This window comes from Vibrio agarilyticus, from assembly GCF_012641465.1.
In the GTDB taxonomy this organism is placed as follows: Bacteria; Pseudomonadota; Gammaproteobacteria; order Enterobacterales; family Vibrionaceae; genus Vibrio; species Vibrio agarilyticus.
The window spans coordinates 194,283-208,849 of the sequence record NZ_JABAIK010000006.1; the positions used below are offsets into that span (position 1 = coordinate 194,283).

16 protein-coding genes are annotated in these 14,567 nt (G+C 48.3%); 3 read left to right on the forward strand and 13 right to left on the reverse strand.

The genetic code is table 11. From position 1 onward, the window contains the following. Positions 1-4 precede the first annotated feature (4 nt). The 11 genes from acpS to rpoE all read right to left on the reverse strand — a co-directional run bounded on the left by acpS (position 5) and on the right by rpoE (position 9,474). Positions 5-379, reverse strand: coding sequence for a holo-ACP synthase (acpS, locus tag HGP28_RS07985; RefSeq protein WP_168835933.1), 375 nt, complete (start codon positions 377-379; stop codon positions 5-7). Then, positions 379-1,110, reverse strand: coding sequence for a pyridoxine 5'-phosphate synthase (gene pdxJ, locus HGP28_RS07990; protein ID WP_168835934.1), 732 nt, complete (start codon positions 1,108-1,110; stop codon positions 379-381). The genes acpS and pdxJ overlap by 1 nt, the downstream gene beginning before the upstream one ends. Next, entirely contained in the window at positions 1,110-1,859 is a 750-nt protein-coding gene (recO, locus tag HGP28_RS07995; protein WP_168835935.1) for a DNA repair protein RecO, read from the reverse strand. The genes pdxJ and recO overlap by 1 nt, the downstream gene beginning before the upstream one ends. A 160-nt stretch (positions 1,860-2,019) precedes the next feature. Then, positions 2,020-2,994 (reverse strand): GTPase Era, encoded by a 975-nt coding sequence (gene era / locus HGP28_RS08000; protein WP_168835936.1) that lies wholly within the window; start codon positions 2,992-2,994, stop codon positions 2,020-2,022. Then, positions 2,987-3,664 (reverse strand): ribonuclease III, encoded by a 678-nt coding sequence (rnc, locus tag HGP28_RS08005; RefSeq protein ID WP_168835937.1) that lies wholly within the window; start codon positions 3,662-3,664, stop codon positions 2,987-2,989. Before rnc ends, era begins: the two co-directional genes overlap by 8 nt. A 165-nt stretch (positions 3,665-3,829) precedes the next feature. Then, complete coding sequence (lepB, locus tag HGP28_RS08010) at positions 3,830-4,729, reverse strand: signal peptidase I (RefSeq protein ID WP_168835938.1); 900 nt, start codon at positions 4,727-4,729, stop codon at positions 3,830-3,832. Positions 4,730-4,882: 153 nt separating this feature from the next. After that, complete coding sequence (gene lepA / locus HGP28_RS08015) at positions 4,883-6,676, reverse strand: translation elongation factor 4 (protein ID WP_168835939.1); 1,794 nt, start codon at positions 6,674-6,676, stop codon at positions 4,883-4,885. Positions 6,677-6,789: 113 nt separating this feature from the next. Continuing rightward, positions 6,790-7,269, reverse strand: a complete 480-nt coding sequence (locus tag HGP28_RS08020) for a SoxR reducing system RseC family protein (RefSeq protein WP_168835940.1) — start codon at positions 7,267-7,269, stop codon at positions 6,790-6,792. Next, complete coding sequence (rseB, locus tag HGP28_RS08025) at positions 7,266-8,237, reverse strand: sigma-E factor regulatory protein RseB (protein WP_168835941.1); 972 nt, start codon at positions 8,235-8,237, stop codon at positions 7,266-7,268. Before rseB ends, HGP28_RS08020 begins: the two co-directional genes overlap by 4 nt. Continuing rightward, a complete protein-coding gene (locus tag HGP28_RS08030; protein WP_246225638.1) occupies positions 8,234-8,851 on the reverse strand; it encodes a sigma-E factor negative regulatory protein in 618 nt (205 codons plus the stop codon). Before HGP28_RS08030 ends, rseB begins: the two co-directional genes overlap by 4 nt. Before the next feature lie 44 nt (positions 8,852-8,895). Then, positions 8,896-9,474, reverse strand: coding sequence for an RNA polymerase sigma factor RpoE (gene rpoE / locus HGP28_RS08035; protein ID WP_168835943.1), 579 nt, complete (start codon positions 9,472-9,474; stop codon positions 8,896-8,898). Between the two features lie 643 nt (positions 9,475-10,117). Here rpoE and nadB point away from each other — a divergent pair. Then, on the forward strand, positions 10,118-11,743 hold the full coding sequence (gene nadB, locus HGP28_RS08040; RefSeq protein ID WP_168835944.1) for an L-aspartate oxidase: 1,626 nt from the start codon (positions 10,118-10,120) through the stop codon (positions 11,741-11,743). A gap of 136 nt (positions 11,744-11,879) precedes the next feature. Here nadB and HGP28_RS08045 read toward each other — a convergent pair whose 3' ends face one another. Continuing rightward, complete coding sequence (locus tag HGP28_RS08045) at positions 11,880-12,230, reverse strand: hypothetical protein (RefSeq protein WP_168835945.1); 351 nt, start codon at positions 12,228-12,230, stop codon at positions 11,880-11,882. 31 nt (positions 12,231-12,261) lie between these two features. Further along, positions 12,262-12,522 (reverse strand): FAD assembly factor SdhE, encoded by a 261-nt coding sequence (locus HGP28_RS08050; protein WP_168835946.1) that lies wholly within the window; start codon positions 12,520-12,522, stop codon positions 12,262-12,264. 214 nt (positions 12,523-12,736) lie between these two features. Here HGP28_RS08050 and ygfZ point away from each other — a divergent pair, with 214 nt between their 5' ends. Continuing rightward, positions 12,737-13,732 (forward strand): tRNA-modifying protein YgfZ, encoded by a 996-nt coding sequence (gene ygfZ / locus HGP28_RS08055; protein WP_168835947.1) that lies wholly within the window; start codon positions 12,737-12,739, stop codon positions 13,730-13,732. Between the two features lie 588 nt (positions 13,733-14,320). Next, positions 14,321-14,530, forward strand: a complete 210-nt coding sequence (locus HGP28_RS08060) for a DUF1107 domain-containing protein (protein ID WP_168835948.1) — start codon at positions 14,321-14,323, stop codon at positions 14,528-14,530. The last annotated feature ends 37 nt before the right edge of the window (positions 14,531-14,567 follow it).

The following is a 14,567-nucleotide window of genomic DNA, read 5'->3' on the forward strand; positions in this document are numbered from 1 at the left end:
ACGGTTAAATCGATTCTAAAATCACACTGGCCACCGCATAATGCTGCTCATCAGACAAGGTTAAATGAGCGCGTGCGCCATGGGTTAATTCCCGCGCTCGGCCTTGCAGCGTTAATTGTGGTCGTCCCAATTCGTCATTCGTTATTTGAAAGTCGTGAAACGTCACGCCACACGCAATCCCAGTGCCTAGTGCCTTGGAGGCGGCTTCTTTGGCGGCAAAGCGCTTAGCCAAAAAGCGCTCTGGGGCTTTAAGCGCAATGAACTGAGCCATCTCGGCGTCAGTTAAAATGCGTTCAGCAAAAGCGCGACCCGAACGAGCCAGCGCTTTTTCCACTCGCGCAATTTCAACAATGTCTGTGCCAAAACCGCAAATGGCCATTAACGACGCGCCGCAACCATGACGGCTTTCATATCAGCAACCGCTTTGTCTAAACCATCAAACAACGCACGCCCAATGATTGAGTGACCAATGTTCAGCTCATAAATTTCAGGCAGTGCAGCAATAGGCGCGACATTATGATACGTCAGCCCATGACCTGCGTTAACAATCAGCCCTAAATCTGAGGCGTAACTGGCACCGGCGGCAATTTTTTTGAGCTCAGCTTGCTGCGCAGCTTCATCAGTTGCATCGGCGTAATGGCCAGTATGCAATTCAATAAAAGGCGCGCCACACGCTTTTGCGGCATCAATCTGCGCGCGGTCAGCATCAATAAAGAGCGAGACTTTAATGCCTGCCGCGGTCAATGTTTCGGTCGCCGCTTTCACTTTGTCAAAGTGGCCTTTGACATCCAGCCCACCTTCAGTTGTAAGCTCTTCACGCTTTTCTGGCACCAAACAAACATATTCAGGCTGCGTTTGCAGCGCAATTTCCACCATTTCATCGGTTACAGCCATCTCAAGATTCATGCGTGTTTGCAATGTCTCGCGCAAAATGCGTACGTCTCGGTCAGTGATATGACGACGATCTTCACGCAAATGAATCGTGATGCCATCCGCGCCTGCTCGCTCTGCCACTTCTGCGGCATGAACAGGATCTGGATATTTGGTGCCACGTGCATTACGCAGTGTCGCGACATGGTCAATGTTAACGCCAAGATAAATTGAGCTCATTACTTCATACTCCTTCGTTTCGCGATGCGCTGCGCCATCAATTCCGGTGACGACAAAAACAGCTCGCGACTCTTCAATGGTTTGCCGCCAAGATACGGCTTTAACGCTATCCGTGTAAAGCGCTTTGCGGCGCTTAATTGTGCTTTAGTGACAAAGCGGCGCTCACTGATCGCAATCAATTCATCGCCTAAAAAGGTTAAGTTATCGCGGCGCACTGAAGCAATAAACCCTTGCTGTTCACGATAACGATACGTCATGGTCGGAGCAATGGGCTCGCCCGTTCCAGCGCAATGTAAAAAATCCACCCCGTACCCCAACGCCGCAAGCAAGGCTAATTCAAAGCGTCGCAATGCAGGCTCTGGATTTTGGCTTTGCGCTAACTCAGTCAATGCCAGTAAATAATCGTGAAAGAGCCCGGGCATCGCCACCTCAGGTGCCAACACGCGCTCAATCAATTCATTGAGATAAAGACCCGAATAAAGTTGGATGCCACTCAAAGGCAAACCAAGGCTTATCGGCTCAGCTTGACGCAACGTTTTCATCGACCCTTGCCCTGACCATTTCAGCAGCAGTGGCGTGAACGGTTGCAACGCCCCTTTTAGATGTGAACGACGGCTACGAGCCCCCTTTGACATGAGTGTTAAGCGCCCATACTCCTCGGTAAACACATCTAAAATTAGGCTCGACTCGCTGTAAGGGCGACGGTGCAGCACAAAGCCGCGTTGTAACCCTTGGTTTGAGAGATTCAATCCTAACCTCGCTTTATGACGATTTGATGGTTAGCGCTTACGCAAACCATGCCCCTACCAATGCAAATGTCAGTGTAAATGAATAAAAGGAGCCTCTGGGCTCCTTTTATAAAACAATCTTGCGGCACTGAGACCTGACTACTGTGAGTCCACATTAGACTCAAAGATCATCAATATAACCTAACGAGCGCAGCGCTCGTTCGTCATCAGCCCAGCCGGATTTTACTTTGACCCAAGTTTCAAGGTAAACCTTGCGACCAAACAGCTCTTCCATATCGAGACGCGCCTCGCGTCCGATAGTTTTGATCTTCTCCCCGCCTTTACCAATGACCATTTTCTTTTGACCACTGCGTTCAACCAAAATCAACGCGTTGATATGAAAACCGTCGGTTTCGGGGTTGTAATCAAAACGTTCGATTTCCACCGTCACCGAGTAAGGTAACTCGTCGCCGGTAAAGCGCATCAATTTTTCGCGAACAATCTCTGAGGCCATAAAACGCTGAGAGCGATCGGTCACATACTCTTCCGGAAAGTGATGTGTTGCTTTAGGTAAATGCTCACGCACCAATTTACGCAAAACATCGATATTTTTACCGTGCTTGGCCGAAATTGGCACTACATCGACAAAGTTCATCTTTTGCGACAACGTCATCATGTGCTGCATCACTTCGGTGCGATCACCAACGTTATCGACTTTGTTGATGCAAAGTACCACGGGAAAATTCGATTTTTGCAGCTTGGTCAGAACCATCTCATCATCGGCGGTCCAGTGGGTACCGTCGACCAGAAATAGCACCAAGTTAACATCGCTGAGCGATGAACTGGCCGCGCGGTTCATTAAACGGTTAATTGCGCGCTTTTCTTCAATGTGCAGCCCGGGGGTATCAACATAAATCGCTTGGTAATCGCCATCGGTTTCCACGCCCATAATACGGTGGCGTGTGGTTTGAGGCTTACGCGATGTAATGGAGATCTTCTGCCCCAGCAGCTTATTCAGTAACGTCGATTTGCCCACATTAGGGCGACCGACGATAGCAATAAAGCCACAATGCTCGTTTTCAGCCGAGCGTGGTTGGGGTTTTGATGCGAAAAACGCATCGATATCAAATGGAGTGTTATCTGTTGAATCAGCCATGGTTCAATTGCTCTAGTGCCGTTTCTGCAGCCGCTTGCTCTGCCTTGCGGCGACTGGTACCTTTTCCGACCACAGGCTTATCCATACCTGCAACATGACACTCAACCGTAAATTCTTGGTTGTGCGCCTCACCTTTAATATTAGTCACTGTATATTCAGGTAGCGGTTTTCTGCGCCCTTGCAAGAACTCTTGCAATCGGGTTTTGGGATCTTTTTGTGACACGCCCGGCTTAATTGCCTCAAGACGACTTTGATACCACGCTAATACCGTGTGACGAGCCGCTTCGATGCCACTGTCGAGATAGATAGCTCCGATGATGGCTTCAACCGCGTCAGCTAAAATAGAATCGCGACGAAAACCGCCACTTTTCAGCTCACCTGGACCTAATTTTAAGTGATCTCCCAAGCCAAATTCGCGTCCCAATTCCGCTAAGGTATGGCCACGAACCAAAGTGGCACGCATGCGGCTCATATCACCTTCATTCACTTTGGGAAAGCGTTGGTAAAGATCGTCAGCGATGACAAAACTTAAAATTGAATCGCCCAGAAACTCGAGACGTTCATTATGTTTACTGTGCGCACTGCGGTGCGTCAGCGCCAAACTCAAAAACTCAGCATCAACAAAGCGATAGCCAAGCTTGGTTTCTAATTTCTCTACTGGAGACGTCATACTTACTCAATATTTAAAGGTAACCTAACCCACCCAACTTGACGTTACTGTGGTGTTGGCAAGCTCGCACAACGCTCATTACATAGCTATCTATGCTAAAAGCACTCGCTCGCTTGCCGCCCACCAGCTATTTCAAGCGGTGTAGGTATCGTTCGGTTCTAGGGCTTAATGAATCGCCCCAATGCGATTAAAGCGTACGCCTGTCGGCACCCATGTGGGTAAAATGCTTGACTCATCACGGTCAAATTCAAAGCTTATCCAAATCGCCACAGCTTTACCAACTAAGTTCTGCTCAGGTACAAAGCCCCAATAGCGACTATCGGCACTGTTATCGCGATTATCGCCCATAACGAAGTAGTGATCTTTTGGAACGATCCACTCGTTCATGCCCGGTCTCGGTTGATAAGCACTTACGCGGTCACGGCGCAGTGGGTTGACTAAGATTTCATGGGTCTGTTCACCCAACTTCTCGCTCATTTCAATCAGCGGTATGCCATCTTGAATAAACTCGCTCTCTTCGACCTGGCTCAGTGGCACAGGTTGACAGTCACGCGTTCCTTTAGGCTGTACACACAACTCTTTGTTTGCGTTGTAAATCACTTTATCGCCTGGAAGGCCGACAATGCGTTTTATGTAATCAATGTTCGGTTGCGGTGGGTATTTAAACACGGCAATATCGCCACGTTCTGGCTTACCCGTTTCGATAAGTTCAGCGCGAAATACGGGATCTTTGATGCCATAAGAGAACTTCTCAACCAAAATAAAATCCCCCACCAATAGCGTTGGCATCATAGAGCCAGACGGAATTTGGAAGGGTTCATAAATGAAAGAGCGCAGCACCAACACAAAAGCGATCACGGGAAAGATAGAGACGCTATTTTCAATCCACCAAGGCTGAGTTTGCATTTTCACTTTTGTCGCGTCGTCAAGCCCCGATTCGGTTTGCGCTTCCGCTTGTGCTAATTTCAGTTGGCGTTGCTTTGCAAACACCCACTTTTCCAGTGCCCAAACAATACCAGTAATGACGGTCACCAAAACTAGCAGAAGTGAAAATGTATTTGCCATTGATTTCCCTTATTAAGCAAAGCGCAAGCTCAATATCACTCAAAAAAGCGCTCAGAAAAACGAAAAGTGAAAGGACGAAGTCCTTTCACTCAACCGAGTTGCATAGATAATATTATGTTTCCGCCTAAAATAGGCGGAAAGGGCCGCGATTAATTAATCTTTACCCACATGCAAGATGGCTAAGAACGCTTCTTGGGGTAACTCAACGTTACCAATTTGCTTCATGCGTTTCTTACCTTCTTTCTGCTTCTTCAGCAGTTTCTTCTTACGGCTCACGTCACCACCGTAACATTTCGCCAGTACGTTCTTACGTAACTGCTTCACTGTTGAACGAGCAATAATGTGGTTGCCAATTGCCGCTTGAATCGCGATATCAAACATTTGGCGAGGAATGAACTCTTTCATTTTCTCAACCAGCAAGCGGCCACGAGTTTGTGACTGATCTTTGTGCGTGATAATCGCAAGCGCGTCCACTTTATCGCCGTTGAGCAACACGTCAACGCGAACCATGTTCGACTCTTCAAAACGCTGGAAGTTGTAATCCAACGACGCGTAACCCCGTGACGTCGATTTCAAACGGTCAAAGAAGTCTAGAACCACTTCTGCCATCGGAATGTCATAGGTCAGTGCGACTTGGTTACCATGGTAAACCATGTCGACTTGAACACCACGTTTTTCAATACACAAGGTGATCACATTGCCGAGGTAATCCGATGGTACCAAAATGTTACAACGGGCAATCGGCTCGCGGATCTCTTTAATGTCATTTACCGCTGGCAATTTCGCTGGGCTGTCGACATACAAAATTTCATTATTATTTTGCACAACCTCATACACTACTGTTGGCGCAGTGGTGATAAGGTCAAGATCGTACTCACGCTCTAGACGCTCTTGAATGATCTCCATGTGCAACATGCCAAGGAAACCACAACGGAAACCAAAGCCCAGTGCAGCTGAGTTCTCTGGTTCATAAAAGAGCGATGCATCGTTCAGGCTAAGCTTTCCTAGTGCATCACGAAACGCTTCATAGTCGTCCGATGATACGGGGAATAGGCCGGCATATACCTGCGGTTTGACCTTTTTAAAGCCCGGTAACGGTTTTTCAGCGCCATGCTTAGCCAGTGTCAGTGTATCACCGACGGGCGCGCCCAAAATGTCTTTGATACCACAAACCACCCAGCCTACTTCACCGGTACGCAATACGTCAGTGTCGACTTGCTTAGGCGTAAAGATACCAAGACGGTCCACACCCCAGATTTGGCCAGTGCTCATCACCTTAATTTTGTCGTTTTTCTTCAATACGCCATTTTTAATCCGTACCAAAGAAACCACGCCAAGGTAGTTATCGAACCAAGAGTCAATGATAAGCGCTTGCAGCGGCGCGTCAGGATCGCCTTCTGGCGCTGGGATCGCTGAGACAATTTTTTCTAGAACATCATCAACGCCCAAACCAGTTTTGGCGCTGCAACGCACTGCATCAATCGCGTCAATACCAACAATATCTTCAATCTCTTCGGCAACACGCTCAGGATCAGCAGCTGGCAAGTCAATCTTGTTTAAGATTGGCACAACCTCAAGATCCATCTCAATGGCGGTGTAACAGTTAGCTAGTGTTTGCGCTTCAACGCCTTGACCTGCGTCGACAACGAGCAGTGCCCCTTCACACGCAGCCAAAGAGCGTGATACTTCATAAGCAAAGTCGACGTGTCCTGGAGTATCGATGAAGTTTAATTGGTAGGTTTCACCATCTTTGGCAGTGTAGTTTAGCGTCACACTCTGAGATTTGATGGTGATACCGCGCTCGCGCTCAAGATCCATAGAATCGAGAACTTGCTCGGCCATTTCACGGTCACTCAAGCCACCACACACTTGAATTAAGCGGTCTGATAGCGTGGATTTACCATGGTCGATATGGGCGATGATCGAAAAGTTACGAATGTGCTTCATAGGTTCGGTGTGACTAAACTCGTTAAATCTGAAACCAAAAGACTCAATTGGGTAACTTGAGCCTCAATAAATTTGGCAGATTCTACCCAATTTCATCGCAAGACGCATCATCTTTAGGCGATAGGTTCGCCAAGCACTCTTAGCAATGAGACGAATTGTTGCGAACGCTCAGCAAAGCGGTGTGAGAAAAACTTGGCGCAGCGGTAACCGAAATACCCGCCCAAAGCGCCACATACAATGACGGGAAGCTCACCAAAGTTTAGAGCTTTCACAAGTCCCCACTGACCCAATAATGCCCCAATAAGCAACCCTAACAGTGGCAATAGGTAGACCAACAGTGCGGATTGCAACAAAGGCCCTTCCGGCAAACCAATTTCGACTATCTGGCCTACCTTTAATGGATTTTTTGTGTGAAGACGCCACTGGTGCGTTTTATTACCAATGGCTTTGGTGACGATGCCGGTGCCACAAGAGTGATTTGACGCGCAGCTTTGACAGCTGGTTTGCTGCTGACAGCTCACCTCAACGTCAAAGCCAAGCTGCCCATCATGAGATGGGCGCACAAGTGTCACAGTCGCCAATGCAGTCATCATGGCTGAGCTAACTCGGTATTCGGCGTTTTAAAACTGACTGACTGTGCGATACGCTGCGCAGTCGCTGGCGGAATATCACCGACAACCGTAATTTCGTGCCCGCCTTTAACCACACTGTGTAGTGTGCGCCGCCCTTGTCGAATCAACTGCCCTTTCATCGAGTGGCTATCTTTGTTAGCAACATAAACGGAAAAACTAAACAGACCATCACTGTAGAGCTGGCTCTCTACCATCTGTTCAGTAACCGCCAAACGATAACGATTCAACTCATTAGGGACAAACCCTTGCGGCACCCAATTAACCTGCCAATGACTTTGGGCAAATTCGGCCGCTGGCAATTGCAGAACTTGGGGTAACTCGGCGTTATCCAACGGGCTCATCAACTCGGCAATTTTAGGGCTAACAGCGTAGGAGACCGTTCGATATTGTTCCAGCACTTCGCCATCGCGATCGACCAAATCGGCGCGCAGTGGCAACTTAGAGCCTTCATCAATCCAGACGATATAGGAATAGCGCAAGCCATCTTTGGGCACAATGCGCAGCACTTGTGATGGTGCGCCAGCCTCGCGAGCTCGCCCCACTTGAATGTAATCGTAGTACTGCTTCAAGGTGTCAATATCGGCATTAAGCAAAGGCATCATAGGGGCGATCATTTTGCCCGATTCTATCGTAAACGGTTCGTTGCCCGTTTCGATATAACTGACCTCACGCCCACGACGAATCACTTCTCGAATTGGCCCACTGAGATACATCAAGTGCGCCAACTCTTTACTCTCTCGATTGGCGTGGCGATAGAGCAAGGGTTCAATGCTGTTTTGTTTAATCAGCATGTAGGAGAGCTCATAACTCAGCTCATGAGACGCTTGGCTCATCTCATGTAACAATGCCTCTGCAGGCTGTTCGCTTGCAAAGGCATTAAACGCAGTTGCACTAAACAGAGCGCAAACACTGATCAAAATTTTATTCATTCAATATCCGCAGAATGAGTATCTTGGTGCGCTGTATGGTCGTCACCATTAAGGCGCAGTTGCAATTCGTAATCGTGCAGCATCGCTTGAATACGTTTATGCCGCTCTTGGATTTGCGCTTCACTGCCACGCTCAGGGGCATGACCTTTTATATAACTTACAGGCTCAACACTTCCAGCAAATGGCACCGTTTCTAACACAGGTAAGTCTGTCACAGGCATAACCTCTTGGCCCGATTCACCGCTGTACTGCTGCACACCGAAAATCACCACCAAGGACACGCTTGCCGCAATCGCCACCTGCCCCATTTGGTGCATCCAACCAGGCCAGTTGCGCTTTGCCTGCTGAGGCGTCGGTTGCGACTCCAGCAAAGGCACCGCAGCGCTAACAGCGCCCTGACGAGTGTGTGGCAGTTCATCTTCCAACGCTAGCGCGACTCGCTCAGCAATATTCCATTCAGGGTGTGCTGGCGCCTCACCACGCATCACATCACCGATCAGGTGATAATTTTGCCAAATAGTACGCTTTGTCTCATCGTTTTCAAGCGACTGAATCAGCGCCTTGTCGATGACTTCTCCATCCATGAGCGCTGAAAGTTGTTCTTTGTCAGCCATTATCTTCACCATTAATTCGTTTGGTTAATGTGACCGTTAATCAATTAACGCTGCAATAGCGGTTGAATTTTTCGTTCTACCGCTTCTCTCGCACGGAAAATACGTGAGCGCACCGTTCCAACTGGACAATCCATGACTTCCGCGATCTCTTCATAACTCAAGCCATCCAGTTCGCGTAACGTGACGGCTGTTTTCAAGTCTTCAGGCAGCGCATCAATGGCACTAAATACCACGCGCTTCAATTCATTGGACAACGCCAAATTCTCTGGGTTCGAAATTTCTTTCAACGCACTGCCGGTTTCATAAAATTCAGCATCATCGGCGTCTACATCCGTCGCTGGTGGTCTACGACTTTGCGCCACAATGTGATTCTTTGCCGTGTTCACCGCGATGCGATACAACCAGGTATAAAAGGCACTTTCGCCACGAAAACTGGGAATCGCTCGGTATGCTTTAATAAACGCTTCTTGCGCTACATCAGGCACGTCACCCGGATTACTGATGTATCTGGAAATAAGATTACATACCTTATTTTGGTATTTAGAGACCAAAAGGTTAAATGCTTGCTTATCGCCACTCTGAACTCGCTCAATCAAGACTTGATCGGTCAACTGCTCGTTCATGCGAGCGAATACTCCTGTTTATGCTCCTCAACTACGCAACGAATACCGTCGCTTGCCGAAAATGAGGAATTATTATTCGAAATGTACTATTGACACTACTCACTGGTTGAGCACTATTGTGACTCGTTGCTCAAACAAAAGTTCCAAGCAGTTCAATTTTTTTCTCAACCAAGCCGCACAATGTGATGTAATACAACGCAGAGCACAAACATGGCGATATATGAACTACTTAACTTGGTTCGAGTATATACCCAAACGACGTGATGTTGCAGTCGGCGGCAAACGAACAAAGCCTCTGAGCATAGATATGCTATGTGATGAGGTTTGTGAGTGCCAGTCAACAACGCTGCAACTTCAAGTGGGAAGGGGCTACCATGCTGCAAGAAAGCAGCGCCGTTGACAAACACTTCTTTTGTGAATTGATGTCAGCATAATGAAATTGGCCACGGCTAAACCCAATTCATGGACTTACCGCGCGCCAATCACCTTGATGGTTGAGCTCAGCGTGTCACCCATGCACATGGAGCGTCATTAGTATTTAGGATCGCAAGATCTGAAAATAATGTCGAAGTAGGGACTCCAAAAACAGTGGGAATAGCAAAGCGAGTCGGAGGGACTCGTTTCAGTCAGGATCAAACAAATTATGAATCAAACTCGTGAACATCAATGTGATGTGCTCGTTGTCGGTAGCGGCGCTGCTGGCCTATCGTTAGCACTTCGTGTGGCTAACCACTGCAAAGTCGTCGTTCTCAGCAAAGGGCCACGCAGTGAAGGCGCAACATTTTACGCTCAAGGCGGCATTGCTGCGGTTTTTGACGAAACCGACAGCGTTGACTCTCATGTCCAAGATACTCAGATTGCCGGTGGCGGCATTTGCGAAGAGGCGACCGTTCGCTTTATTGCGGAAAACGCAAAAGAGTGCGTACAGTGGCTCATTGACGGTGGTGTGCCTTTTGACCGCGAGGAGGATGACAGTGACGACGCGCCACGCTACCACCTAACTCGAGAAGGTGGCCACAGCCATCGCCGAATCTTACACGCAGCGGATGCCACCGGTATGGCCATGCAAACATCCCTGCAAGATAACGCGCACAACCATCCTAACATTACCGTGCTTGAGCGCCACAATGCGTTGGATTTGATCACCGAAGATAAAATCGGCGGTGACAAAAATACGGTGATTGGCGCTTACATCTGGAACCGTAATGAAGAGCATGTCGAAACCGTACGCGCCAAATTTGTCGTACTCGCCACGGGTGGGGCATCAAAAGTGTACCAATACACTTCCAATCCTGATGTGTCTTCGGGTGACGGTATTGCGATTGCTTGGCGTGCGGGCTGCCGCGTGGCCAACATGGAGTTCAATCAATTTCACCCAACGTGCCTTTATCACCCCGAAGCACGTAACTTTTTGCTGACCGAAGCCCTTCGTGGTGAAGGCGCCTACCTACGTCGCCCTGATGGCAGCCGATTTATGCCTGATTTTGATGCGCGCGAAGAGCTGGCCCCGCGCGATGTGGTGGCTCGAGCTATCGACTATGAAATGAAACGTTTGGGCGCAGATTGTATGTATCTTGACATCAGTCACAAGCCTGCGGATTTTATCAAGAAACATTTTCCGACCATCTTTGCCCGCTTGCTGGATTTGGGCATCGACATGACCAAAGAATCGATTCCCATCGTGCCAGCGGCGCACTACACCTGTGGTGGCGTGATGGTCGATACGCAAGGTCGCACTGATTTAAACAATCTGTATGCCATTGGTGAAGTGAGCTATACCGGACTTCACGGCGCGAATCGTATGGCATCCAACTCGCTGCTCGAGTGTGTGGTTTACGCCTGGTCTGCGGCCAAAGACATTTTAGGCCGTTACCAAAACGTGGCGTTACCCGCAACGTTGCCACAATGGGATGAGAGCCAAGTGAGCAACAGTGATGAAGAGGTGGTGATTCAGCATAACTGGCATGAATTGCGACTCTTTATGTGGGATTACATGGGTATTGTGCGCACTGACAAACGATTGGCTCGCGCGCTGCGTCGCATTCAGCTGTTACAACAAGAGACCCATGAGTACTACAGTCATTTTCGAGTCTCAAATAACTTGCTTGAGCTGCGTAACTTATTGCAGGTCGCTGAGCTGATGGTGCGCTGCGCGATGCAACGTAAAGAGAGCCGTGGCTTGCACTATACTCTCGACTATCCAGACGCACTGCCTGTTAGTGGACCAACCATTTTAACGCCTGACAACCAAGAGTCGAAAACGGCATAGTCCAAACGCGGCCTTTAAAAATAAGCCAAGCCTTGATGCTGATGCGTTTCGCTTGGCTTATTTGTCGCAATATCCCCAAGTGACTTCAATATATACCCTTTTCGCTTGAAGCTTCCCAGTGCCTTGAGTATCGAAATTATCTATCATGCGCATCGGCTTGCCAGAGCACGGCCCAGCGCTGCAGGGCACGATAGTCCTCTAAGCGACATGCATCGCGCCAGATAAAGCACGAACTCCCATCTGCTAAGGTTAGCTTGATGAACCACCAGTATACGCGACGGTCGACATTAACGATGGTGTGCCAGCCTTGGTTATACCACAGCTGAGATCGCGCATTGATATGGCAAAAGAAACCTAGCGCTGGTGGCCAGCATCGACAAGAAAAACTGAGTGCAAGGTATGGCAGCAGTGTGCAAAACGGTGCTAAAGGCAGGGCTGAAATTAATAACGCCCACACCACCAGCAAACCAAACGTTAACTGCGTCATGCGGGCCATTATTGAAAATGACAATAAAAAATTAACGGACTTTGCTGAGGTTGTAAGCAACGATTTTATCAACCATCGACGCGTGTCCTAAATTCTCACTACGACCATGTCCCATGATCCAAGTAAACAGATCAGGATCATCACACTCAAGCAGTGATGCGAATTCACGCTGCTCACGCTCATCGAGCGTTTCAAAACACTCATCAAAGAAAGGCATGATCACCACATCCAGCTCTAACATGCCGCGGCGACATGCCCATTTAATCCGCGCTTTCTCTTCCGCCGTGTACATCGGTTTTCCTCAGCTTTAGGTTGAATTAGCCGGAGTGTAACAAGCTCAATCAGCGCACTCTAGTGTCGCGCTCACAACTTTGTCTTCCGTCGCAGCAATTATTCCGCGGCGTAACCTTTCAGCAAATTTTAACGTTAACTGGCAAACTGAGCTGACAAATATCATTGTCCGCTTTACCATACCAAAATGACTGACAGATTAGGTAGTGTTCACTATGGACTGGCAAAACTTATTTTCGCCGCTCGCATTAGCTCAAAATGCGTCGCTTCCCGCACTTTCACTTGCACTATTGCAGGACATCCAAGCTATCACCTTGGTGGGGGACGATAAAAAATCGTATCTTCAAGGGCAAGTTACCTGCGATGTCGTCACACTGCCCGCCAACCAAAGTACGCTCGGTGCCCATTGTGATGCCAAAGGTAAAGTATGGAGTGTCTTTCGCCTGTTTCACCATGGTGAAGGCTATGCCATGGTACAAGATGCGGCGGTCATTGATGTTGAACTGCGAGAAATTCAAAAGTACGCGGTATTTTCTAAAGTGACCATTGAGCGCAGCACTGATATTGCCTTTGGCGTATTGGGCCCTCACGCCCAAGCATTCATCGATGCATTAACGCCAGAAAGTAGCGCGGATGATGACGTGCGACCGCTCGAAAGTGGTACGGCGGTCAAAGTAGGCGAGCAGCGCTGGCTATTGTTGGTCAAGGCGTCAGCAGTAGAGTCTATCATCGCGGCGGCGCGTGAAATGGAACCGACACTGGCGCTAACAACACAAGCGTTATGGGACTTAACTGACATTGAGGCGGGAATGCCGCGCTTAACCGCAGCGCAGCAAAATAGCCATATTCCTCAGGCGCTAAATTTACAGGCCCTTAATGGAATAAGCTTTACCAAAGGCTGTTACACAGGCCAAGAGACTGTGGCTCGAGCGAAATACCGTGGCATCAACAAACGTGCCTTGTATCGCGTCACGACCGATGCGATGCCCAATATTGCTCAGCCTTGGTCGCTCGAACGTCAAGTCGGCGAGAATTGGCGCCATGCTGGCGAGTTACTGATTGGTTATCAATTTGCCGATGGGGCGGCTTGTGGCTTAATCGTTTTACCCAACGATCTTGAAGCTAACACGCTACTGCGTCTTGCCCAAGCGCCTGAGTCACAGTGGCACCTTGCCGATCTGCCTTACGCCGTTAATGAACCGAGCGCTTAATTTTAACGCCTAAACCCAAATAGCTTGGAGTTTCAGGTAGGCGGCAAACGAGCAAAGCCTCTGAACACTTCGTGAACATAGACGAACTATGTGACGAGATTTTTGAGAGCGAGTCCCTTAATTTTTCATAGAAAAGCGCTGCAACTTCAAGTGGAAAAGAGATAATGTTGACGAGGGCTTGGCAACAACCAAGCTCTGCTTTCCGATTCAAAATTCACTCCCTCGACGGCTTCCAGTCGCAGTCAATGTTGCGCACTTAATTGCGCAAAATCAAAATAACAATCTATTCTTATTCCTGTAACATTCACTTGGCTAAATACTCACGCCGCTGTTTCAGCTTGCTTTATCACGTTTTATTACGCGCCTTGCTCTACCTGTCGATCTCTTTCTTGGCAATGGTGTTGTATCCGTGATTTTGCCATTTTGTGCTTAATCTCACGAAGCTTATTAAAAGCTCTAACAAAAGTTGATACAGCAGCACAAAAAACCAAACAAATAAAAATTACTCGTAAAAAACCCCATAGACTTCACGGTCTATTTGAATTGAGAACCGTAAAATATTTTCGCTAAGCTAGGTAAGGATGAAAGATGAGACTGTTTAAACGCTACACACCATGCATGATAGCAAAACATATTATTCGCCTCTTTAAAGGGCGGATCTATATACATGGTGTCGGTCGATTTGACTTTGACCAAGGCAAACTCATTTTGCCAGAAAAAGCGGAAACGCAGCATTTTCGTGCGGTGAAAGAAATCAATCTTGAAGTGAAAAGATTACGCAGTGCCTATGCCGCGTGAATACACGGGTTAAAGATTTTTCAAAGATCATTGCGAC